At 62.9% G+C, this 23570-nt stretch carries 21 protein-coding genes; 17 read left to right on the forward strand and 4 right to left on the reverse strand.

Translation table 11 applies throughout. The features are described 5' to 3' along the window. Positions 1-496 precede the first annotated feature (496 nt). The 7 genes from FFS30_RS08890 to FFS30_RS08920 all read left to right on the forward strand — a co-directional run bounded on the left by FFS30_RS08890 (position 497) and on the right by FFS30_RS08920 (position 4890). Entirely contained in the window at positions 497-994 is a 498-nt protein-coding gene (locus FFS30_RS08890) for a YcxB family protein (RefSeq protein ID WP_137912793.1), read from the forward strand. Between the two features lie 466 nt (positions 995-1460). After that, the gene (locus FFS30_RS08895) at positions 1461-1763 is read left to right on the forward strand and encodes a hypothetical protein (protein ID WP_137912794.1); all 303 of its coding nucleotides are present in this window, start codon (positions 1461-1463) and stop codon (positions 1761-1763) included. A gap of 106 nt (positions 1764-1869) precedes the next feature. Next, the gene (locus FFS30_RS08900) at positions 1870-2376 is read left to right on the forward strand and encodes a DUF3828 domain-containing protein (protein ID WP_137912795.1); all 507 of its coding nucleotides are present in this window, start codon (positions 1870-1872) and stop codon (positions 2374-2376) included. Between the two features lie 522 nt (positions 2377-2898). Continuing rightward, positions 2899-3378 carry a hypothetical protein gene (locus FFS30_RS08905; RefSeq protein ID WP_137912796.1) on the forward strand — a complete coding sequence of 160 codons (480 nt, stop codon included), beginning with the start codon at positions 2899-2901 and terminating at the stop codon, positions 3376-3378. Positions 3379-3481: 103 nt separating this feature from the next. Further along, positions 3482-3781 carry a hypothetical protein gene (locus tag FFS30_RS08910; protein ID WP_137912797.1) on the forward strand — a complete coding sequence of 100 codons (300 nt, stop codon included), beginning with the start codon at positions 3482-3484 and terminating at the stop codon, positions 3779-3781. Between the two features lie 102 nt (positions 3782-3883). Next, entirely contained in the window at positions 3884-4390 is a 507-nt protein-coding gene (locus tag FFS30_RS08915; RefSeq protein ID WP_137912798.1) for a hypothetical protein, read from the forward strand. Between the two features lie 110 nt (positions 4391-4500). Then, positions 4501-4890, forward strand: a complete 390-nt coding sequence (locus tag FFS30_RS08920; protein ID WP_137912799.1) for a hypothetical protein — start codon at positions 4501-4503, stop codon at positions 4888-4890. Between the two features lie 573 nt (positions 4891-5463). Here FFS30_RS08920 and FFS30_RS08925 read toward each other — a convergent pair. Further along, entirely contained in the window at positions 5464-6153 is a 690-nt protein-coding gene (locus tag FFS30_RS08925) for a TorF family putative porin (RefSeq protein ID WP_171014531.1), read from the reverse strand. Positions 6154-6371: 218 nt separating this feature from the next. Here FFS30_RS08925 and FFS30_RS08930 point away from each other — a divergent pair, with 218 nt between their 5' ends. The 3 genes from FFS30_RS08930 (at position 6372) to FFS30_RS08940 (ending at position 10064) form a co-directional block, all read left to right on the forward strand. Further along, positions 6372-7367 (forward strand): dipeptide epimerase, encoded by a 996-nt coding sequence (locus tag FFS30_RS08930; RefSeq protein ID WP_137912801.1) that lies wholly within the window; start codon positions 6372-6374, stop codon positions 7365-7367. Between the two features lie 440 nt (positions 7368-7807). Then, positions 7808-9268: an FAD-dependent monooxygenase gene (locus FFS30_RS08935; RefSeq protein ID WP_137912802.1), complete on the forward strand. Its 1461-nt coding sequence runs from the start codon at positions 7808-7810 to the stop codon at positions 9266-9268. Further along, positions 9207-10064, forward strand: a complete 858-nt coding sequence (locus FFS30_RS08940) for a hypothetical protein (protein WP_137912803.1) — start codon at positions 9207-9209, stop codon at positions 10062-10064. The genes FFS30_RS08935 and FFS30_RS08940 overlap by 62 nt, the downstream gene beginning before the upstream one ends. Before the next feature lie 129 nt (positions 10065-10193). Here the strand turns inward: FFS30_RS08940 and FFS30_RS08945 are convergent, their stop codons facing one another. Continuing rightward, positions 10194-11099, reverse strand: coding sequence for a LysR family transcriptional regulator (locus FFS30_RS08945; RefSeq protein ID WP_137912804.1), 906 nt, complete (start codon positions 11097-11099; stop codon positions 10194-10196). Positions 11100-11228: 129 nt separating this feature from the next. Here FFS30_RS08945 and FFS30_RS08950 point away from each other — a divergent pair, with 129 nt between their 5' ends. Continuing rightward, positions 11229-12197 carry an NAD-dependent epimerase/dehydratase family protein gene (locus FFS30_RS08950; protein WP_137912805.1) on the forward strand — a complete coding sequence of 323 codons (969 nt, stop codon included), beginning with the start codon at positions 11229-11231 and terminating at the stop codon, positions 12195-12197. Between the two features lie 152 nt (positions 12198-12349). After that, a complete protein-coding gene (locus tag FFS30_RS08955; protein ID WP_137912806.1) occupies positions 12350-13768 on the forward strand; it encodes a deoxyribodipyrimidine photo-lyase in 1419 nt (472 codons plus the stop codon). Between the two features lie 39 nt (positions 13769-13807). Here FFS30_RS08955 and FFS30_RS08960 read toward each other — a convergent pair whose 3' ends face one another. Both FFS30_RS08960 and FFS30_RS08965 read right to left on the reverse strand, forming a co-directional pair. Beyond that, on the reverse strand, positions 13808-15169 hold the full coding sequence (locus FFS30_RS08960) for an amidohydrolase family protein (protein WP_171014532.1): 1362 nt from the start codon (positions 15167-15169) through the stop codon (positions 13808-13810). Positions 15170-15363: 194 nt separating this feature from the next. Continuing rightward, positions 15364-15852: an Lrp/AsnC family transcriptional regulator gene (locus tag FFS30_RS08965; protein ID WP_137912808.1), complete on the reverse strand. Its 489-nt coding sequence runs from the start codon at positions 15850-15852 to the stop codon at positions 15364-15366. A gap of 294 nt (positions 15853-16146) precedes the next feature. On the opposite strand from FFS30_RS08965, the gene FFS30_RS08970 reads away from it, so the two are divergent. From FFS30_RS08970 to FFS30_RS08985, 5 genes are read left to right on the forward strand one after another with little or no spacing between them, the layout of a single operon-like run. Next, complete coding sequence (locus FFS30_RS08970; protein WP_137912809.1) at positions 16147-18396, forward strand: TonB-dependent receptor; 2250 nt, start codon at positions 16147-16149, stop codon at positions 18394-18396. Beyond that, the gene (locus tag FFS30_RS08975; protein WP_249352336.1) at positions 18384-19931 is read left to right on the forward strand and encodes an amino acid permease; all 1548 of its coding nucleotides are present in this window, start codon (positions 18384-18386) and stop codon (positions 19929-19931) included. The genes FFS30_RS08970 and FFS30_RS08975 overlap by 13 nt, the downstream gene beginning before the upstream one ends. Continuing rightward, a complete protein-coding gene (locus FFS30_RS08980; protein WP_137912810.1) occupies positions 19928-21355 on the forward strand; it encodes an amidase family protein in 1428 nt (475 codons plus the stop codon). Before FFS30_RS08975 ends, FFS30_RS08980 begins: the two co-directional genes overlap by 4 nt. Then, on the forward strand, positions 21355-21522 hold the full coding sequence (locus tag FFS30_RS23805; RefSeq protein ID WP_171014533.1) for a hypothetical protein: 168 nt from the start codon (positions 21355-21357) through the stop codon (positions 21520-21522). Before FFS30_RS08980 ends, FFS30_RS23805 begins: the two co-directional genes overlap by 1 nt. Further along, positions 21519-23492, forward strand: coding sequence for a S9 family peptidase (locus FFS30_RS08985; RefSeq protein ID WP_137912811.1), 1974 nt, complete (start codon positions 21519-21521; stop codon positions 23490-23492). Before FFS30_RS23805 ends, FFS30_RS08985 begins: the two co-directional genes overlap by 4 nt. Positions 23493-23570: the final 78 nt, after the last annotated feature.

Genomic DNA, 23570 nt, shown 5'->3' on the forward strand with positions numbered 1-23570 from the left:
TCAAGCGCCAGGTGTGGTACGTGTGAGCGCTACGTTACCCAGACCAATCTCTGCATACGAAGTCGCTCTCATTCGGGAGGCGCTGTCGGTCGCATCTACCTTTCAGGCAGAACCTGTAATGCTTGAGGGCTTATCTCAGCTGCAAGTTGTCCATTGCTGTCCATGCGGTTGCGCAAGCGTAAGCTTCGGGATTCCCGGGACTTCAAAGCCGAAACTCCTGCGCGTGGCAGATGCTGAGGGCAATACCTCACAAGGCGAAAGCGTCGGCTTCATAGTTCAAGCTACTGCAACACAAGTGGCTCATGTTGAGGTGCATTGGCATCACTCAACAGGCGCTCCACTGCCGGTCCTGGGTAGTCTGAGACCGTATGGCGCGTCTAATATCTAATTATTCGCGCAAGCCGACCGTTGCGGTGAGGTTGCAGTAACGTGCTGAACATTGCGGCAGCGGCCGCTTAACTCAAGCGTTAGGTCGCATCAATGTGAGAGCATTCTCGTGAGCACAACTTTCAGCTATGTAGCGCACCTTGACGAAGAGGCTGCCAAGCGCGCGGCCAGAGCTTTCTATATCCGCTCCGTGCTCAAGCTGCGCCCCTGGAGAACGGTTCTCCCGCCGGTCTTTTTCGGGCTCGCAACGCTTTTCATGTATCGCACCGGCGGCGACTCGTGGCCGCTCGGTGTGTTTATCACATTTTTCTTTTTCTCATTGATCTTCCCGATAGGCTTCCTTGTCGCACGACCGATTGCCGCGGCGAGGTTTGCCCGCAAGAACCCAGAGCAGTTTGTAGGTATCGGAGCCAACGGGCTAACCCTAAAAAATCAAAATGGCGAGGCTACCATCGGCTGGAAGCGTTTCAAGTACGTTTGGGACGTCGGTGACTACGTCATTCTCGTCATAAGTCCCTTCGCATCGCTAAACCTGCCTAAGCAAGGGATGCCCGAAGGTGCTCAGCAGTTCATACTCCAGTCGGTGGTATCTGCAAATGCAAACTGAGTACTCGCTCAAGCGAACCGCCGTGACGGGTTGCACTATGCTGCCACGTACTGCGGCAGTGGCAGCTCAGCTCAAGCGTTAGAACTCAATGGTCACTCTCGTGCTAACCCGCGACGGCTATGAACATTTGGTCACCGCACTGGGCCAAGTTCCGCCTCAGCTATGGGTTAACGCTAATGTGCTTTCCGGAGAGGAGCTCCACACACTCCGCGCCGCCGGACACGATGTGACTAATTTCGCAAAGCCAATTCCACTCCGCGATCAAGCTGCAATCTATGACGCAATTCAGACAGTCCAAGAGCATCATCCGCTTCAACGCCTTTGGGTCGAATTTCCACCAAAATTCTAACTGCTCGCTCAAGCGGGCCGCTGCGCCAGTTTGCGGTATCCTCAAACCGATCGCGGCCGCGGCCACTTAGCTCAAGCGTTAGGCCTCAGCGACAACGCATTTGCAACTCGGAGAACTATGGGCTGGGCAACACACTACATCGCCAAGCTGAGGGCAGGAGAAGTTGTCTCATTTCGTCCGCGTGGAGGTTCGATGTCGGGCAGGATAGAGTCAGGTCAACTCTGCACCGTGGCTCCCGTGCAGGACTTTTCCTCACTTGCCGTTGGCGACATCGTTCTGTGCAAGGTCTCGGGAAACGAGTACCTGCACCTGATCAAGGCGATCCAAGAGCATCGCTATCAAATCGGCAACAACAAGGGCTTCATCAACGGTTGGGTCGGTCAAAATGCCATCTACGGCAAGTGCATTAAGGTCGAGTGAGCCAAGCCGAGTCCTGACCATTCGCTCAAACGGACCGCCACGACGGGTTGCGGTATCCTGACATTCATCGCGGCAACGGCCGCTTAGCTCAGGCGCTAGGCAACCCATGGGACTTCCCTATTTCATCGTGGCGATGGCTCTCGCGATTGACGTGCAGCCCAACCCGTCTCCAGACCAAGTGGTTCGTGCGTTTTACAGTACGGATGTAGCTCTTCATAGCCATGGACTACCGGACTCGACTGCGCTTAAGTCCATTACGCGTTTCATTTCCCCGGGCTTTGCAAAGCTACTGCGGCAAGCGCAGGCGGCTGAAGCCGCATGTGTCAAAGACACGCCTGCTGGGCTAAAGCCTCCCATTTGGGAGACGGCAATTTTCGCCCAAACTTGGGGGGACGCAACGGGTGCCGATCGCATCCTTGTAAAGACTCAGAGCTCAAAGTCGGCATCAGTCGTCGCCGCGCTGAAGTACCTTCATGACGAGCCTCATGAAATCAATCTTGAACTATCCAGCATTGACGGCATTTGGGTCATCACTGACCTGAAGTATCCAGATGGCACAAGCCTGAGCGAACAATTACGTCACTACGTACGTTTCAAATGTGCGTTCCTGTGATCGCGGAACAAATGCGATGTCTGACCATTCGCTCAGCCGGACTGCTGCGACGACTAGCGGTATCCTGATATTCCCAGCGGCAGCGGCCGCTTAGCTCAAGCTTTAGGCGGCTCATAAGAATGGAGTCAACTCTACTCTGGCGGCACGTGAAAATAGCGCGAGCTTTCGTTGTGCTCTGGGCGGTTTTCTGGCCGCCCTTCGGCCTGGTGTTTTCCATCGCATATCACTCGCACTACGGCCATCAAGCTCCTTCTTGGGCCGTGTTCTCCTCATTAGCGTCCTGGGTCCTGATTGGAAACATAGGTGCCTGGCTTCTTTCCAGACGCCCGTGCCCTCGTTGCGGAAAATCCGGCACACTATCTCGTATATGGGAGCCTCGTGTTCATTGTCAGCATTGCGGTCTATCTGCCAGCGCCGCCGGCTAACTATTCGCTCAAGCCGCACCGCTGCGATGGCTTGCGGCATCCTCACACCCATCACGACCGCAGCCGCTTAGCTCAAGTGTTAGGCATCTAAATTCACATGCTCCGCAGTCTGAATCTCACTTTGTTCCTATCTCTTGTTTTCCTGGCGGCATGTGCGGGGCCAAGAACGCATCGCCTCCCGCACGATGCAGAACTCGCCTTAGCTTCACCCACAGACGTTACGCTCTATTCCCTTGAACCTTGGGCAAGAAAAGAAGACGCCACCTATTTCGGTTATCAAATACTCGGAACAATTCCACTTTCCGGGGCCAAAGCCGCGGTCGCGAAAGCCGAATTCCGCGACGCCTACATGACATGGAAAGATCCAGGTTATTGGGCAGGCTGTTTTGATCCGCGGGTAGCACTGCGCATCGTGTACCGAGCGACTGTCTACGATTTTCTGCTTTGTTATCAGTGCGGTTACCTGCGGGTCTATAAAAACGGGGCCTTTGTCGTCGAACTCGGAGCAACTGGCAATCCAACTCGGCTCAATGCAATATTGCAAGCAGCAGGCGTTCCCATTTCCACCAGCGGCTAGCTCGTGCAGTCTGCGCTTAACTGGGCACTCAACGCGACTGTGACCTGTCACCGTGATAATCCAGCGCCTCGCGCGGCACGTTAACTAAGGCGGCAGGCAATACATGAGCTCCAGGCTTAGCCCAAAGGATCAAGAGCTCTATCGCACTGTCGATGAGGTCCTCCACTACAGGTGGGACCCGATCGGCATCTCGGATGTCCCTCAAGCTCGCGACGAGTACCATGGTTATCTGCCACAGGTATTCGGTTTGCTTCGTAGCGGTGCAAGTCCGGAAGTAATCGCTACCTTCCTCGGCTCGGTTGCAACAGGCCGCATGGGCCTCTCGCCAAGACCCGAGCATGATCTCGAGGTGGCTTCCATTTTGGTCACATGGCGCGAGAACATCAATGCCAAGTTCGCCTAGCTATTCACTCAAGCGGACCGCTGCGACGGGCCGGTCTGCGTTAGACTGCAGCGCATCGCGGCGGCGGCCGCTTAGCTCAGACGTTTGGCCTAGGAGAACCGCGTGCGGCTCATAACTCTTTTGATTGTTCTAGGCTGCCTTGGCTTCGCAGCCGATGGTTTCGCACTAAGTGAGAAAGGTGTCGAGAACGGCGATGTGGTCGCCTTAACGAGATTCCTAGAGAAAGATCCATTCAACAAGGACGCCCCACTCGTTCGAACCGCTCTTCTGCGGTGGGAAGAAAAAAGCAAAGACGTAATAGACCTCGTCTGCCCTGGCCTCCTTTCGCCTATCCCCAACAAATCCATCCCCTATAGCGGAGAGCTTGCAGCGCAACACATTTTTGGAAGTGCTGCGCTTCAAATTGAAGACCCTTCCAAAAAGGGCAATGTGATAGCCGGCCAGGTTGCCGGAATTAAAAGCATGCTGAAAGCGTATCGCTCCATGACGGCCCAAAAACCTTCCGCGCGCATTCCCAAAATAGAAGAGTTTGCGCAACACGAGTCAGATGGCACTTTGGAAGCTTTCATGGAGCCACTGGTAGCCAAAGAGTGCAAAACACCCCATTAACGCCAGACCTGACTAGCCGATCAAGCGGACCTCTGCTGTAGATCAGCTGTAGTCCGGCACGCAGTGTGGCAACGACTACCTACCTCAAGCGTTAGGCGCGGCAGAAGCGCATGGAAGAATTCCTGATCGTCTTAATTCAGTTCATCGTCGAATTTTTTTTCAACATCGTTGCTGAAATTCCGTTCGACTGGCCTTCTCGCAATAGGAAAACACCCGAGCCTGAGCGAATCGCTGGTTGGTGTTTTGGGTGGCTGCTTCTGGGTGGCTTCATCGCCTGGGGTTCAACCTTCGTCTTTTCGCCAACATTTATTTCCATCCCCGCACTTCGTATCGCCAATCTCGTGCTTTCCCCAATCGCTTCCGGGCTGCTTTCGCTTTTCATTGCTCGGCGCCATGCGCACACCAATCCCAACATCATTCCGCGCAACCATTTTTGGCAGGCGTTTTGGTTCACGGTAGGCCTAGTTGCAATTCGCTTTGCCTATACAAGCCGTGCCTAACTATTCGCTCAAGCTGACCGCCGCGACGGGTTGCGGTATTCTGCCCCGCCGCGGCAGCGGCCGCTTAGCTCGAGCATCAGGCATCACGTGCGAGAAGTGTTTTTTGTACCAAAATTCCCGTATTCAGTTTTGGGGCGAGCACCGCTCATTGCGCTAGTGCTTCTTGTCTTTCTCTTGCTAGCAACCACTTCTGAAGCAAATTATCTCGCCTTCATCCCACCACCATGGCGCGATGGAACACTTGCGGCCATGTTGTTTGTATTTTCTATTGCCGCTGTTGTTCAAATCGTCGCGGTCCCCTATGGCATTCTTGTAGCAAGCCGCGCGCACGCCTTGTGCTCGCTTCGCTGCGCACTTGCTTTGCTCTGCGGCATCTCCTACTTGGGGCTATTCACGTGGCTTGTCATCGGCAGTTCAAGAATCGCGTAGCAGTGACGCTTATCCGCGCCGCTGGACGTGAACCATTCGAGCCAATCTGCGAAACGCAGACTATCTCAAGACTTCGCACGACGGCGACTTGCCGGCCGAACGTAGCCACGGTTTTCGGCTGCACGCCGTACCGCTTCGCTAGAGTCAAAACAACTTGAAAGCCGACAACACCAGCCGCGTTCCCCCATGCCGGCTTCCTTCCAATTGCGCGCGGCTCGCATCGATATCGGCATTGCTGAGTTTCACCGCATAGGTGATGCCGCCGGCCGGTGCCGACAGTCCGAGCTGCCAGGTCGAATAGTCGTTCGCCGAACCCTGCGCGTCGAAGCTGCCGAGGTGAACGGACAGGGAAACGGGCGTGTCGCCGATCTGCGTGAGCTTGGTTCGCCCATCGACGTAGAGATAGGTCGGATGGCCGGGCAGATAATGATGCAGATCGTAGAAAATGCCGGGCCGCAGGCTGATCGCGCCGAGCTTGAAGGCTGCGGAGAAACTGAGCTCGTCGATACTGCCGTTGCGCGCGCCGACATATTCGCGATGCAGAAAGCCGCTGTCGAAATTGATGCCGGCGAGCGTGCGGTTGAAGCCGAAGAACGGGATCAGGGCGAGTCCTGAATCGCGCCCGCGATCCGACGAAAAATTCGCCGCGACCGCACCGGCAAAAAACCCGCTCTGATGATTCCATTTCACTTCGCCGATCAGCGCAGGACCGCCTTCGGTCTGCGAAAGACCGCGCCATACCCAATCGCTGACGAGGTTGACGCTCGCAGCGATCTGATTCTGCTCCGACTGCGCCCAGGCAATGTTGTCGAACGTCAGAATCGGTAGCGCCATGCACGCGAACCGTAACCATTTCATCGTCACCCGGGCCTCCCCCGCCTTCTCTCGCGGAAATTTTTATCGTGTGCAGGATCGTCACCGGCATCGGCAAGACGCACTTCTCGAAAACGGTTTGCGACTTGTCAGATCGCGCGTTTCGGCGAAACGCCGGGCGCAACGGCAAAGTGCCTGCGCGCGACTTCGATCATCTTCGCAGTTTGCGAGGTGAACCGATGAAACTGAGCGTGCGTGCCGAGCGATGGGAAATGATCGAGCCCTTCGCGATCTCGGGTGAAACATTCACCCATGCCGAACTCGCCATGGTCGAGCTGGAGGACGACGGCGCGCGCGGACGCGGAGAAGCCTGCGGCGTCTACTACCGTGGCGACGGTGCGGCCAATATCGTGCGCCAGGTAAGCGAAGTCGCGCCGGCAATCGAAAGCGGCGTCGATCGCGCCGAACTGCAGCGATTGCTTCCACCCTGCGGCGCGCGCAATGCACTCGACGCTGCGCTCTGGGAGCTTGAGGCGGCGCGGACCGGCGTGCCGGTTTGGCGTTTGGCCGGACTGGAACGCGCCACGCCGCTGCCGACCGTCTTCACCATCGGCATCGACTCGCCCGCACGCATGGCGGCCAAGGCCGGAGCCATGCACCACGCCCGCGCAATCAAGCTCAAACTTGCCGGCAACGAAGCCGACCGCGAACGCGTCGAAGCGGTACGGGCGTCGCGGCCCGACACTTGGATCGGCGTGGACGGCAACCGCGGCTTCACTCCGCAATCCCTCGAAGCCATCATGCCGACGCTGCGTGCGTGCAAGGTCGAATTGATCGAGCAGCCTTTTGCGATCGGCCGCGACCGCGACCTGGCCGGGATCGACCGCACGATTCCTATCGCCGCGGACGAGAGCGTGCAGGACAGCGATGATTTGGAGGCTTTGCGCGGCCTGGTCGATATCATCAATATCAAACTCGACAAGTGCGGCGGTCTGACCCATGCGCTCGCGATGGAGCAGACCGCACGCCGCATGGGCTTCGGCGTCATGGTTGGCAACATGACCGGCACGAGCTGGTCGCAAGCGCCCGCCTTCGTGCTCGGTCAGCGTTGCGATCTGAGGGATCTCGATGGCCCGACCTTTCTGGCGAATGACCGCGCCAAGGCCGTGCGCTATGCCGACGGACTGATTTATTGCCCCGATGAGGTTTGGGGAAGCGCGGCCGCCGTCACATAAAACTCGCATGCCGACCGCTGAGTACGGTCCTTCTCCGATACGGTTTCGCACGCGCGGGCGAATCGCGTTCGCGCAAGCACTCGCCGGCGACGACGGCGCGCGCTCGATGCAGTCGATAGGAAGAAAGAAGCGCTCTGCGGCGTCGCGGAGCGGGCTCGCCCGTTGCGGGCGAAATCGGGATTCGGAAAATCGGTCTCCGTCCCTATCAATATCTTAAATCATGGGGGGCTTGCCGCAAGCCCCCTCTCGTATTGCTCAATCGCCGCCTCGAAATTACCTCGCGAAAGCAGGAGTGGCGAAATGAACGGACCGTCGTCGAAATGCGCATCCCGCGCAAATCTTGAATCGACTTTCACGCTTGCCGCACGGACACAAGCACGACAAACAGATCGAAGTAAAACACCGGTAGTCGCCACCGCCCAGGCAATCGAGGTGCGCTCATGACTCGGCATGACGTGGTGATAGCCGGAGGCGGCCCGACGGGACTGATGCTCGCGGGCGAACTGGCCTTGGCCGGTATCGACGTCGTCATCGTCGAGCGACGCGCGATGCAAAACGTGATCGGCTCGCGCGCGAGCGGACTGCACGCGCGCACGCTAGAAATCCTCGACCAACGCGGCATCGTCGATCGTTTCGTCTCGCAAGGAAAAAAACACCCAGCCGTGTACTTTCACATGCCGCTCGATATCAGCGACCTACCGAGCCGGCACAACTACACGCTCGGACTGTGGCAGAGCGACAGCGAACGCCTGCTGGCTGCCTGGGTCGATGGGCTAGGCGTGCCAGTCCATCACGGTTGCGAAGTGACCGGCTTCGCGCAGGACGACGGCGGCGTTGACATCGAACTGTCGGATGGCCGTTCGCTGCGCGCGGACTATCTGGTCGGCTGCGACGGAGGGCGCAGCCTCGTGCGCAAGACCGCGGGCATCGAATTCCCCGGCTGGGAGGCGACGGCAAGCTGGCTGATCGCCGAGGCGGAAACCACCGAGGAACCGCAATGGGGCTTTCGCAAGGATGCTGTCGGCACGCACGCGATCGGCAAGGGCGACGGCGGATCGGCGCGGTTCGTACTGAAGGAATCGCAGTTGCGCTCCGACAGCGAGCCGAGCTTGCGCGATATCAGCGAAGCCCTTATCGGCGTATACGGAACCGATTACGGAGTGCACAGCCCGATCTGGATCTCGCGCTTCACTGATATGGCGCGGCAAGCAGCGGCTTATCGCGACCGGCGTGTTCTTCTCGCCGGCGACGCGGCACACGTGCATCCGCCGATGGGCGGCCAGGGCCTCAACATCGGCGTGCAGGACGCCGTGAATCTCGGATGGAAGCTGGCCCAAGTAATCAAAAAAATTTCGCCGGACAGCCTGCTCGATACCTATCATGCCGAACGCCACCCGATCGCTGCGCGCGTGCTGCGCATCACGATGGCGCAGGTTGCGCTCGGCCGCGCGGACGAGCGCACGAAAGCCCTGCTCGAATTCATGTCCGAACTGCTCGGCATGGACGAACCGCGCAGACGGTTCGCCGCGATGATGTCGGGCCTCGACATCCGCTACGACTTCGGTGAAGGCCATCCGCTGCTCGGACGGCGCATTCCCGATCTCGACCTGATCACAGCCGATGGCCCGCTGCGAATCTTCAGCCTGCTGCACGCTGCGCGACCCGTGCTGCTCAACCTTGGCGAAGCCTGCGCCTTCGACATTGCCGCGTGGACGCATCGCGTGCACTTGATCGACGCCCGCTATACGGGTGCATGGGAGCTTCCGGTGCTTGGTGCAGTCGCCGCTCCCGCCGCGGTTTTGATCCGACCAGACGGATACGTGGCCTGGGTAGGAGACGGTGCCGGGCAAGGACTTGCGGATGCGCTCGCCGCCTGGTTCGGGGCGCCTGCCACAACATAGCAGCGTTACGCAGACGACGGGCGCCGTGCAGGCAGCGATGCCGCCCGCGCTGAATCGCGGGCAACATCGATTTCGCGAGTCGAAGATTTCTGCAAATCGATCGCTACAATCCGGCACACATCGCCGAACCTTTGTCATCGCCGCCATGCCCTCTTCGCACTACTTCGCCGCCGTTATCCTCGCGTTCTCTCCGGCCATCATGTCATCGGCATTTGCCCAGGAACGTTCTGCCGCAACGAACGCGACGCCGTCGACCGCGCAGCAGGAATCGGACAAGCCCACGGAACAAGTGACGGGCAGCGGCGGCCATCATCTTCGCTACAGCTCGACTCAGGTCGATGTCGGCTTGACCGATGCTCAACAGCAGACGTTCCGGCAGGCGCGCGATCATCGCTATGCCGGCAAGAGCATCGATGCCGTGCTCGCGGCCATTGCCGCGGCGCTGAAGCAACAGGGCTACGCGCAGATCAGCGTCGACAACGAATTTCATCTGGTCGAGGCGCGGCACGACGAAACTCTGATCGGCCGAAGCCGCGAAATACTGCGCGGCGTGATGAAGACGCGGATGCCTTTGCCTGCGCGGCCCGACCACCAGTCCACCGAAGCTCTGATCGCCGTCGCGGCCGATACCGGCGGACAAGCGACGACGGTGCGGTCGCGCTTTCGCACCACCGTGTGGGACAGCAACGGCGACTCGAAAACCAGCGTAGCGAGTGAATCCACGGTCTATCGGAATTTCTTCGCGAGCGTCGGCAAGCAGTTGGATCAGCCGGTTGCAGCGACTGCCGGTCGATGATCGAGATATAGACGCGGCCGGCGCATCGGCATCGATCCATCCGCGTCTGCATGCTGCACGGCTTCTTGTTTCCTTTCCCACGACGGAATCCATGCGCGCCGTACCAACGGCGCCGTGGCGCGCGCGGCGTCAAACAGAGGGCGTGCTTTTTATGTAGGCCTGCAATCCTTTGGCGAGCGCAGCGAACGTGACCGCACAGCGCGCGCTGCCCTTCAGGTCTTCGTGCATCGCGATCCAGGTGTCCAGCTTCAATGAAAATTGACGCGGCAGCACTCTGACCAAGCGCTTGTCGCGCGCCGCGATCCCGCTCTGGCAAACGCCGATGCCGAAACCCGCGCGGATCGCCGCGAGTTGAGCCAGGTCGCTGTCGGCGCGAAACGCAAAACTGTCACGCGAGAACACCTTGTGCTCATTGGCCATGCGCCGCAAAAAAGCAGTCTCGCGATCGAAGCCGACGAGCGTATGGCGCGTTACCTCTTTCAACGACTTCGGTACACCGTGCGCCGCCAAATAGCGCTCATGCGCATGCAGACCGATTTCGATGGCGCCGATGCGTTTGACCACGAGCGCCTCCTGCTCCGGGGTAAACATGCGCACGGCGATATCCGCTTCGCGATGCAGCAGATCATCGGCCTTGTTCGACAGGACCAACTCCACGCTCAGTTCTGGATATTCTTCGCGCAGCGCGGTCAGGATCGGTGGCAGCACCTCCACGCCGACCACTTCGCTCGCGGTGATGCGGACCATGCCGCGCACGCCCGATCCGTGACTGCTCGCCACCCGGCGCAAGGCCGCCGCGGTCGCCGAAATGCCGGCGGCGTAGGGCTTTAGCTCGTGCGCCGCATCGGTTGCAGCGAAGCCGTCGAACGAACGCGTGAACAGCTTCAGCCCGAGCGCGCCTTCGAGGCTGTCGATGTGCCGGCCCACGGTCGGCTGAGTGAGCCCCATCGCGCGGCCGGCCGCCGACAGCGAGCCGGTTTCGAGCACGTGAAGGAAAGTCCGGTACCACTCCCAGTTGGGTTCGTTCTCGGCCATGGTATGCAATTACGTATGGATGCTAATCCATTCTAGACAATTTTCTTTTCCCCTGCAGCCGCGCACACTGCAATTGCCGGCAGCGACCGCGCCGACCTTCAAGCCTTTCACTTCGACCGGAGTTCTCCCATGTCCAAGATTGCCCTTTTCGGCGCCGCCGGCGCCATCGGCCAAAGCATCGCCACCGCCCTCCGCGCCCGAGGCCAGGCTTACCGCGTCGTCGGCCGCAGCGAAGCGAGCCTGCGCAAAGCGTTCGGCCTCGACCCGCTCGCCGAAGTCGTCACCTGGAATCCCGACTCGCCGGCCTCGGTCATCGCCGCGGCAAGCGGCGTCGAAACGCTGATCTACATGGTCGGCGTGAACTACTGGCAGTTCGAGCTGCATCCGGAACTGATGCGCAAGACCCTCGCAGGCGCGCTCGTGGCCGGGGTGAAGAACATCGTCCTGATCGGCACCGTCTATCCCTACGGCCGCGCCAAGGCAAATCCGGTGCGCGAAGACCATCCGCGCGAACCGCATACGTTCAAGGGCCGCATGCGCAAGGCCCAGGAAGACCTGCTGCTGCAGGCGCATGCCGACGGCCGCATCAACGCGACGGTGCTGCGGCTGCCCGACTTCTACGGCCCCGGCGTCGAAGCGAGTCTGCTGCATCGCGCCGTGCTCGCCGCGGTGAACGGCGGCGTCGCCGACATGGTCGGTCCGCTCGACCGTCCGCACGAATTCGTCTACGTGCCCGACGTCGGGCCCGTCGTCGCGCGCTTGGTCGATACGCCTGCGGCGTTCGGCAAGATCTGGCATCTGGCCGGTGCCGGCGCGACGACCCAACAGGAGCTGATCGCGGAAATGCAGCGCGTGACCGGCACCAAGCTCAAGCTGCGTGTCGCCGGCAAGACTATGTTGCGCTTGATCGGTCTGTTCAATCCGTTTATGCGCGAACTCGCCGAGATGAATTATCTGATGACCGAACCTCTGCTGATGGACGACTCGGCGCTGCGCGAACTGATCGGTCCGATCCGCAAGACGCCGTACACGGAAGGCATTCGCGAGACGCTGGCCTTCGCATCCGGAAAGGCGGCGCATACTCCCGCAGTTGCCTGAAGGTGCTACGGTACGCGCAATGTTGCGTGCCGCAGCGAGCTGCGCGTGCCGTTGTCGGTCTCAACGGCACGATCGCCGGTATGATTGCGGCATCTTATGCGCAAAAACGATCTCCTCCGTCTTCGCTTTCCCGCCGTGAGGGTGAAACACCCATGAGCGCCGCGATCGTTTGGTTCCGCGGCGACCTGCGTCTTGCCGACAACGCGGCGCTCAGTGCCGCCTGCGGCGAGCACGCGAGTGTGCTGCCCGTATACATTCACGAGCCGCAGTCGGCCGCACCGTGGCAGCCCGGCGCGGCAAGCCGCTGGTGGCTGCATCATTCGCTTGCGGCGCTCGAAGAAAATCTGCGCACACTCGGCGGCGCGCTGCACATCGCGCACGGCGACTCGCTGGCGCGGCTGCGCGAACTCGTGCGCGCGACCGGTGCGACCGCGGTCTACTGGAACCGCCAGTACGAGCCGGCCGCAATCGCCCGCGATACGCGCATCAAGGAAGCACTACGCCTCGACGGCATCGCCGTGCACAGCAAGCCCGGCAATCTCTGGCGCGAGCCGTGGCAGATCGAGAGTAAGACCGCGGAACCGTATCGCGTATTCACCCCGTTCTGGCGCACCCTGCGCACCGCGATCGACGACCTGCCGGCACTGCCCGTTGCGCAGCCCGAACGCTGGCTTCGCACCGACGGAGCCTCGCCTCTCGCCGCGCTCGAATTGCTGCCTCGCATCCGCTGGGACGCAGGCATGAGTGAGACCTGGCAGCCCGGAGAAGCCGGCGCGCATGGTCTCGTCGAACTATTCTGCGACGACGCGTTCTCCGACTACGCACATTCGCGCGACCTGCCGGCGCGTCACGGCACCTCGCGGCTGTCGCCGCATCTGCATTTCGGCGAGATCACGCCGCGGCAGATCCGCTCCGCGCTGGTACGCCGGGCGAATGCGCGCGACGCGCGACGCCGGCCCGATCCCGAACCGTATCTGCGCGAACTCGGCTGGCGCGAATTCGCTCACCACCTGCTCTATCACTTCCCGGCATCGACACAGGACAATTTCAATCCGCGCTTCTCCGCGTTCCGCTGGTCCGCAGTCGATGACACGCAGCTCGAACGCTGGCAGCGCGGGCGTACGGGCATTCCGCTCGTCGACGCAGGCATGCGCGAACTCTGGCATACGGGCTGGATGCACAACCGCGTGCGCATGGTCGTCGCGAGTTTTCTGACCAAGAACCTGCGCGCGCATTGGCTGCATGGCGCACGCTGGTTCTGGGACACCCTGGTCGATGCCGATCTCGCCAACAACACGCTCGGCTGGCAATGGGTCGCCGGTACCGGCGCCGACGCGGCGCCGTACTTCCGCGTGTTCAATCCGGTCACGCAGTCGCGCAAGTTCGATGCCGATGCGGTCTATCTGCGCCGCTGGCTGCCGGAACTCGCCCACCTGCCGACCAACTCGATCCACGAACCGTGGACCGATCCTGCCGCCCTGCGGCGCACAGGCTATCCCGCGCCGATGGTCGATCTGGCCGCATCACGTCAGGACGCGCTCGCCGCCTATTCGCAGTCGCGCAGTACCTAACCGCGGCAGCATCGAACAGGCGCGAGCGCAACCGTGCCGTCAGTAGCCGACCGACGCCTGCCGATAGCTTGCGCGGACGTGGTCCTTCAATGCATCGAGCGCAGCCGCGTCACGCCACTGCCCCGCCGCCATCACGCCGAGCGGCTTGCGCAACGTCGCGAGCGAATCGAGCGGATTGGCCGAAGAGAGAACCAGATCGGCGCGATATCCGGTCGCAACGAGGCCGAAGCGGTCGTTGTGTTTCGTGCGTTCGATAAAGGCGCCCGGCGCGCGCGTCGCCGTGGTCAGCACCTGGTAGCGCGAAAGGCCCGATGCTTCGAGTTCAGCGAGATCGTCGTGCAGCGAAAATCCCGGCAGGGTGCCGGGAACCGCCGGCGCGTCCGTTCCCGCGACCAGCTCGACGCCCGCATCGGCCATCGCCTTGACCATGCAGCGCAGGAATTCGAGCTTGGCTTCGAGCCGCGCCGTTTTGTTTACATAGCCGCTGGTCTGCCACTGCAGCCGGTCGTTCGGCGACATGAAATACGACTCGGGCCGCGCGAGAAATCCGGCGACGACTTCGGGATGCCCGATCTGATGCGCGATCGCCGCATAGGTGACCAGATCGGCGGTGACCGTCGCGCCAGGGCGCTTCGCCAACGCGACCGCATCGGCAATGCGCTTGACGTCGGGCGGCGTATCGGATTCTTCGACGCCGGGCGGCGTGAAGAAGCTGTAGAAGAATTCTTCGGCATGCGCGATCAGCGCCTGCCCTTGCGCAATCTGGCTGTCGAGTCGCACGGCGTAGACGCCGTGGCCGATCAGCGGCAGCCCGGCGCGCGGGCCTTCCTGGGCGAGCGTCGAGTAGACCTCGGGGGTGAGGCCGACGTAAACCTTGATGAAATCGTAACCGTTCGTCTTCGCCAGCCGCACGAACGCACGCGCATCGTCCGGCGTGCGCAGAACGAAGCCGTTGTATTCCGTGTTGCCGTCGACGAGAAAGCTCGTGTAGACATGCGGCCCCGGCACTTCGCCGCGATTGACCGCGGGCACGACCTTGTCGACGAATCCGGCGCGTGAATCGCCCATGTTAAGCACCGTGGTCACGCCGTTGGCGAGATAGACGGCGAGATCGTTCTTGGTCTGCGAATGCGTGTGCATGTCGGCGAGCCCCGGCGACAGCCACGCCGTGCCATGTCCGTCGATGCGCTGCGCGGCAGCCGGCACTTCGACATTGGGGCCGATGGCAACGATGCGGTCGCCCTGCACGAGTACGGTTTGATCGCGCAGCACGCGCTCGCGATCCATCGGTACCACGTTGACGTGCACGAACGCGGTGGTTTTCGCCGGCTGCGCATCGGCATATACATTCGTCGAGGCACAGAGCACGACGGTCGAAAGGAACGCGGTAAAACGAAGCATGCGGAATTCTCTCTGATGTGTTGCGGCGGTTGTCGGACGACAGGATCGACGCCATCGACGTAGTGGCATGGCGATCACAGCGATTCTTCACAACGCCGGTTTCGATGCGCGAACGCGCACCGGGGTTTAGCCGCTGTCGATATCGAGCATTCGACTGCGTATTCGCCTTGCACGGTTTGCTCCCCCGCGGTCCATTACTTCGCGCGCGGCTCCGACGCAAGCGGATAGCCACTGAACGGCTTGACCTCGTCCATGAGGAACTGCGAGACGATTTTCTCCACGCCGTAGTTGCCGCCGAGCAGCATGCGCGAGATGTCCTTCCATTCGTGCACGTCGTTGACGATCACGCGCAGCATGTAGTCGTAAGTCCCGCTGATGCGAAACGCCTCGACCACTTCGGGCATGGTCAGGATGCGCTTGTCGAAAGTACTGAACGCGTCAAGCGCGTGCTCCTTGAACGTGACCTGGGCGACGACGATGGTGGCCGAACGGATGCGGTCGACCGCGACCTGCGCGCGATAGCCGGTGATCAGGCCGCGTGTCTCCAGTTCGCGTACGCGGCGCAGACATGCGCTCGGCGACAATGCGACGCGATCGGCCAGCGCTTGATTGGTGATGCGCGCATCCTGTTGCAGTACGTTGAGAATGCGCAGGTCGATGCGGTCGATGTCTTTCGGCGCCATGCGGATCGGTTCGTCTCATGCTGGATGCGTTTGCAGTCTATCCGCCGGCGTGCGGGCACGAAAGAATCTGCCGCAATCCGGCGCCGCGCGCGGCAATTCTGCCTATTTGTCCGCGACCGGCTCACGAATCCACCTCGCCGGCCCGCGGTATCCCATGTAAATCATGCACTTGCGCCGCACAACGACGCCGACCTCGGCGCTTTACCGTCTGCCGGCATTGCCATCTAATCGAACGTACCGCGCAAAAACCGGCGCGGCAAAACGATCTCTCATATTTATAAGAAAGGGGGAGCCATGCGTCACGCCGTCCGCAGTCTCGCGACTGCCGTCACTCTGTATTGCGCCAGTCTGGCCGTCGCCGCGTCCGCGGGTGCGCAGGCCGCGCCGGAATCGGCCGACAAGCCGAACGAAAAGGAAGCCAAACTCGAAACCATCGTCGTCACCGCGGGCAAGCGCCAGCAGTCGCTCAGCGAGGTCGCCGGTTCCGTCTCCGCCGTCACCGGCAGCCAGCTCGAAGACATCGGCGCGCAAAGCCTCGCCGACTACATCCAGCGCACGCCAGGCGTGGTGTTCAACAATTACCAGCCAGGCGTTTCTCACGTGGTCATCCGCGGCATCGCGACGAACTCGGGCAACGTCCAGGGCCAGCCCACGACCGGCTACTTCGTCAACGAGATTCCACTCACCGAGCCGGGCTGGACCATCGCCATTCCCGACATCGACACCTTCGACCTCGACCGCGTCGAAGTGCTGCGCGGCCCGCAAGGCAGCCTGTTCGGCTCGGCCTCGATGGGCGGCGCGATCAACTACATCGTCAACACGGCCGACGCGTCGCGCGTCGACGCCGCGGCGGAATCGACCATCAGCAGCACGCACAATGCCGACGTCGGCTACACGGCGAAGGCGATGGTCAATCTGCCGCTGATCAGCGACGTGCTCGCGATCCGCGCGGTCGTCGACTACCGCAAGGATCCCGGCTACCTCGACAACGTCGGCACCGGCGTGAAGGGTTCCAACGATACGACGATCGGCGGCGGCCGCTTCTCCGCCGTGTGGACGCCGAACGAAGACACCAAACTGTCGTGGCTCAGCATCGTGCAGCGCATCGACGCGGACGACAACGCTTACCAGATGCCCGCCTACGGCGATCTCAAGCGCAAGACCGCCGTGCCCGAGTTCACCAACACCAAGATCGACATTCACAGCCTGCGGTTCGACCAGAATCTCGGCTGGGCGCGCTTCACCGCGCTCGCTTCGTATCAGAAGAAGCAGCAGGACTGGCGCTTCGACTATTCGCCCTTGCGCAGCGTTTACAACAGCGACCTCAAGCTCAACCTCACCGCGCCGCTCTACATCAATTCGGGCGGCGCGAGCGACGGCCGCAGCATCGAACTGCGCCTCGCTTCGCCCGAAGGCGGCGGCAAGTTCGAGTGGCTCGTCGGCACGATGTACTACGACACGAGCAAGAATCTTTACGAAAAGCTCGGCGCGCAGGGTGCGGCAGCGCAGTTTGACCAGTCGCCGATGTTCGGTCCCGGCAGCGGCGCGGTGATCGCGCCGGACGGCCAGATCTTCAACGCGTTCTACACCCACGTCGACGGTTCTGAGGCAGCACTGTTCGGCGAAGCCTCGTACCTGTTCACGCCCGAGTGGAAGCTCACTGTCGGCGGCCGCTTCTTCCGCAACGAAGTCGAGAACACCACGCGCCAGCAAGGATTCTCGACCTATCCCGGCGCACCGAAGATCAGCTCGTCGAAAACCGACGAAGACGGCTTCAATCCGAAGCTGTCGCTCAGCTATATGCCGCACGAGCGTCTGATGTTCTACGGCCTCGTGTCGGAAGGCTTCCGCTTCGGCGAGCCGAACACGCCGGGACTGTCGAAGTATCCGACGCCGCAGGGCTCGACCAGCGACAAGCTGACCAACTACGAACTCGGCATGCGCTCGAACTGGCTCGACCGCACGCTGCAGTTCGACGCCACCGCGTTCTACGTCGACTGGAGCCGCATCCAGTTGCGCCTGCAGACGCCGGATTTCTTCAACTACGCCACCAACGGCGGCAAGGCCTACAGCCGCGGTATCGAACTGTCGACACATTGGCGGCCGAGCGCTGCGTTTGACTGGCAGAGCAGCGTGACCTGGCAGCATGCGCGGCTCGACCAGGACTTGTTCATCCTGTTCGCCGGCACTGCGCCGGCCGGCTCGCGCCTGCCCGGCTCGGCCGACTGGTCGATCTCGAACGTCCTCACCTATCGTTTCGACGCGCGCTGGTATCCGACGCTGACTTTCTCGCATTCGTATCTGTCGCAGGGCATCAGCGATCTCAATTCGGCGGTGCCCGGCGTGGTGCCGAACAAGCAAGGCGGCTACAGCCTGTTCGATCTGCGCTTCCGCATGAGCTTCGACAAGACCGATGTCACTTTGTACGGCGCCAACCTGACCGACAAGCGCGGCATCACGCGTTCGGTGTCGGAGATCAACGGCCTCGGCCAGGGCATCGTGCGTCCGCGCACGTTCGGTGTGACCTTCCTGTGGCGTCTGTGATCGTCGCCCAACCCGTCGGTCGCAGCCGCTGGCATCAGATGCGCCGGCGCAAGCCGATCGACGAAGCCGTGCGCGACGCCGACCGCACCGGCCTGCGTCGCCGCCTCGGCGCCGGCAGCCTGCTCGTGCTCGGCGTCGCCAACATCCTCGGCGCCGGCGTCTTCGTGATGACCGGCGCCGCCGCCGCGGATTTCGCTGGCCCCGGCGTGATGCTGTCGTTCGCGCTATCGGCATTCGCCTGCGCCTTCACCGCGCTGTGCTATGCCGAGCTGGCCTCGGCGATACCGGTGCCCGGTTCGGCGTACAGCTACTGCTATGCCACGCTCGGTGAAGGCTGCGCGTGGGCGCTCGGCTGGCTCGTGCTGCTCGAATACAGCTTGTCGGCCTCGCTCGTCGCGGTCGGCTTCGCCGGCTATTTTTCCAGCTTGCTCGCGACGCTCGGCACCGCCCTGCCCGCGGCGATCACCACGCCGCTCGTCGCCGCCGCGCAGCACGACGGCCACACCGTGCTCGAACTCGGCGGCGGCATCAATCTCGTCGCCGCCTGCGCGGCGACGGCCGCGGCGGTCACGCTCGTGTTCGGCGTCGGCCGCTCGGCGCTAGTCAACGCGATCCTCGTCGTGATCAAGCTTGGCGTGCTGCTTGCGTTCATCGCCATCGGCGCGAGCGCGGTGAACCCGGAACTGTGGAAGCCGTTCGTACCGCCGAACGAAGGCGGCTTCTCCTACGGCTGGCCCGGCGTGGTGCGCGCGGCGGCGATGTTGTTCTTCGCCTATCTCGGCTTCGAAACCGTGTCGATGGCCGCGGCCGAAGCGCGCGATCCACGCCGCGACGTGCCGCTCGGCATTCTCGGCGCGCTCGCGCTCTGCGCCCTGCTCTACATCGCCGCCGCAGCCGTGCTCACGGGTCTTGTGCCGTACCGCCAGCTCGGCGTCGCCGATCCTGTCGCACTCGCGGTCGATCGCATCGGCTGGCCCGGTTTCGCCGGACTGATCAAGATCGGCGCGCTGACCGGCCTCGCCTCGGTGCTGCTCGCCAATGCCTACGGCCAGTCGCGCATGTGTCTGGCGATGGCGCGCGACGGCCTGCTGCCGCCGCTGTTCGCGCGCGTGCATCCGCGCTACGGCACGCCGTGGCTCGGTAACCTCGTGCTCGGCGCGATCGCCGCCGGCGCCGCGGCGCTGCTGCCGATCGGCGTGCTCGGCGATCTCGTCTGCGTCGGCATCGCGTTTGCCTTCATCCTCGTCTGTGTCGCCGTGATGTGGGTGCGCAGCGCGCGGCCAGACTTGACCGGCGCGTTCCGCGTGCCGCTCGGCGGCGTGCGCATCGGTAAGGTCTGGCTCGGCACGGTGCCGGTGCTCGGCATCGTCCTCTGCGTCGCGATGATGGCGCCCGTGCTGCTCGACATGGTCGTGCAGGTGCGCCGCGGCGACGTGCTGCCGGCCAGCATCCTCGCCCTCTACTGTCTCGCCGGTGCGGCGATCTACTGGCGCTACGGCCTGCGTGCCGCGCGCCGAACGGAGAACCTCGTTTGACTGCCTCATTCACGCCACTGCCGCTGCGCGACGCGCTCGCCCTCGGCCTGCGCGATGCGCACGCTCAGGCCGCACTCGTGCATGCCGGTGAAGTTTCCATGCGCGAACTCGCCTACTCCGCCCTGCAGCGCATCGATCATCTCGATGCGCAGCTCGGCGCCGTCTGTCATCGCCCGAACGATCTTGTCGAACCGACGACGGGCGGCGCGTTCGCCGGCGTGCCGTGGCTGGCGAAGGATTCGCTCGCCGTGCCCGGCATGCCGACGCGCAGCGGCTCGCGCAGCCGCACGAGCGCGCCCGCGCAAACGAGTCACGCTTTCGCGCGCTGCTGGCAACGCGAAGGCCTCGTCGCCGTCGGCAAATCGACCATGCCCGAATTCGGTCTGATGGGCGTGACCGAACCGCTGCTCGGCCCGGTGACGCGCAATCCCTGGCAGGCCACGCATTCGCCGGGCGGTTCGAGCGGCGGCGCGGGCGCGGCGCTCGCCGCGGGCCTCGTACCGCTCGCACACGGCAGCGACGGCGCCGGCTCGATCCGCATCCCGGCGTCGTGCTGCGGCGTGGTCGGGCTGAAACCAGGTCGCGGCACCACGTTGCGCGTTCGCGGCCGCCACGCACTCGAAGATCTTCTCGTCGGCGACAGTCTCATGTCGCGCAGCGTGCGCGACACCGCATGGGCGTTCGCCGCAGCGCATCCGGGGCGGATCGCGCTGCCTTCGCCGGAGCCCGGCGCGCGCCTGCGCATCGCGGTGATCGAAGCCAGCCTGCCCGGCCTCGCGCCCGATCCCGAGGTCGCCGCCGCGCTCGCACAAACCGCCGCGCTCTGCGAACGTCTCGGCCATCGCGTCGAGCAACGCGCATTGCCGATCGACGGCGAGTCGGTGTTTCGCGCCGTATTCACACTGTGGTCGCATCTTGGCGCCGACTGCGTCGAGGCCGTCGCGGCCACGCTCGGCGACGGCGCCGCACAGAGCGCATTGGAGCCGTTCACGCTCGCGCTCGCGCGCTGGAACCGCGAACACTGCGGCGTCGACGAACTCGAACACGCTTACGCCGTGCTCGCCGCCCTGCCACACGCATTCGCTGCGTTCCACGCGGACTGGGACGTGCTCTTGAGTCCGGTGTTGAAGACACCGCCGCCGCTGCTCGGCGAGCTGGCGCCGACGCGCGACTTCGACGAGCTGATGCCGGCGATGTTCGACTGGATGGGCTATACGCCGCTGCAGAATCTTGCCGGCACGCCGGCGATCTCGCTGCCGCTCGCGCAGACGGCGTCGGGGCTGCCGATCGGCCTGCAGTTCGCCGCCGACCGCCACGACGAACCGCTGCTGCTCGCACTCGCGCACGAACTCGAACAAGCCGCGCCGTGGCACGATCGCTGGCCGCCGATCTCGGTCGCTGCCGCTTTGCAGGAGATACGCTGATGAGTCATCCATTCGACCCCCACTACGCACCACGCAACGGCGATGTCGCCGACCTGCTTGCCGCGCAGCCGTTCGCCAGACTCGTTTCTGCCGGCGGCAACGATGTCGCATTCAAGCTGCCGCTACGCGCAGCCTGGATACGCCACTATGCGGGAGCGCCGGCATGAATTCCTTCCGACATCTTTGCGCGTTCGCCGCGCTTGCGCTCGCCATGCACGCACACGCAGCGCGCGTCGCCACCGCGGACGATATCGTCGATCTCAAGCAGGTCGAGGACGCGCAGATTTCGCGCGACGGCACGCGCATCGCCTACAGCGTCAGCACTTCGCAACCCGAGGCAAAGCGTGCGCGTAGCCGCATCCATATCGTGTCGGCAACGGGCAAAGAATCGGCGCGTGAATTGCCTGCGCCCGAACAAGCCAACGACCGCGAGCCGCGCTGGGCCGGCGAGCATCTACTGTTTCTCTCCGATCGCCCGTTGCCCCCAGGTAACGACAAAACGGCACGCTGGCAGGTCTGGGAAACCTCCGTCGCCACGGGCGAAACGAAACCGCTGACGCGCGCGGCGACCGACGTAACCCACTACGCGCTGTCGGCAAACGGCAAACGCCTCGTCTATCTGGCATCCGACGCCGCATCGCCGGAAGCACAAGCAAAAATCGCGGCGAAAGACGATGCGATCGAAGTCGAGCGGTCGACGCTGTTCGCGCGCGCGTGGGTACGCGACCTTGCCGGCGGCGAAGCGACGCTGGTCAGCCCAAGCGGATTGCAGGTGCACGATGCGACGCTCTCACCCGACGGCGCGACGCTCGCGTTGCGCGTATCGAACGGCACGACGCTCAATGATTACTGGTACGACTCGCGCGTGGTTCTCGTCGATCCTGCGAAAGCGACGATCGAGCGCACGCTATGCGCCCGTGCTTCGGCGTTTCCGCTGCAGTTCTCACCCGACGGCAGCCGCCTGCTCTACGGCGAACTCGGCCGCTACGGCATGACTGCAACACCCTACGTTCATCCGCTCGCCGGCGGCGAGCGCATCGCGCTCGGCAGCGAGTGGCTCGGCACCTTGTGGCTCGCACGCTGGCAGAACGATGCGACGCTGATCGGCGAAGGCCAAGCCGGCGTGCGCGCCGCGTTCCTGCGCATCGACGCGACAAACGGCAAGGCGACCGTCCTCGCTGACGCACAGGCGCCGTTCCAGAATTTCAGCGTCGCCGCAAACGGTCGCATCGCCTTTCTCGGCACCACGGCGCAAACGCCTGCCGAGGTGTGGACACTCGACGGCGGCAAGGCGCGCCAGCGCACGGTCACCAATCCGCAGGTCGCCGACTGGAAACTCGGCACGCTGCGCGAACTCGAATGGCGCTCGTCGCTCGACGGCCGCCGCATCACCGGCCTGCTCGTCACGCCACCCGGCTGGCAGCGCGGCAAACCGCTGCCGACCTTGGTGCAGATTCACGGCGGGCCGGCCTGGGCCTGGGCGTCGGGCTGGCTCTGCTCCTGGCACGACTGGGCGCAGTTGCTTGCCGCGCACGGCTACGCGGTGTTCCTGCCGAATCCGCGCGGTTCCGAAGGACAAGGCGCCGCATTCGCCGAGGCCGCACGCAACGACTGGGGTGGCGCGGACTTCAAGGACGTGCTCGACGGCATCGACCTGCTCGTGCGCGAAGGCGTGATCGACAACGAGCGTCTTGCGATCGGCGGCTGGAGTTACGGCGGCTATCTTTCCGCATGGGCAGTCACGCAATCGAACCGCTTCAAGACCGCGATCGTCGGTGCCGGCGTGATCGACATCGGCGCGATGGCATTGACCACCGACGTGCCCGACTACCTGCCCGGCTACTTCGGCGATCCGGTGCGCGAACGCGCGGCCTACGATGCGCACTCGCCGATCCGCCACGTCGCCAATGTGCGCGTGCCCGTGCTAATCCTGCATGGCGACGATGACCGTCGCGTACCTGTCGCTCAGGGTGAAATGCTGTTCCGCGCGCTGAAGCGGCAAGGCACCCCGGTCGAGTTCGTGCGCTATCCGCGCGGCCCGCACTGGTTCGCCGAACGCGCGCACCGGCGCGACGTGCTCGAACGCGTGCTGGCCTGGCTCGATGCGCATCTGACAGCAAGCGCACCGTCGAAATAGCGCTATTGCAACGCCGGGAAAACGCAGCGTTGTTGCGCGCTGCGCCTCCACGCGAGCGACGGAACCGGATTTATTGTG

Source organism: Rudaea sp. 3F27F6 (assembly GCF_005503555.1).
GTDB lineage: Bacteria > Pseudomonadota > Gammaproteobacteria > Xanthomonadales > Rhodanobacteraceae > Rudaea.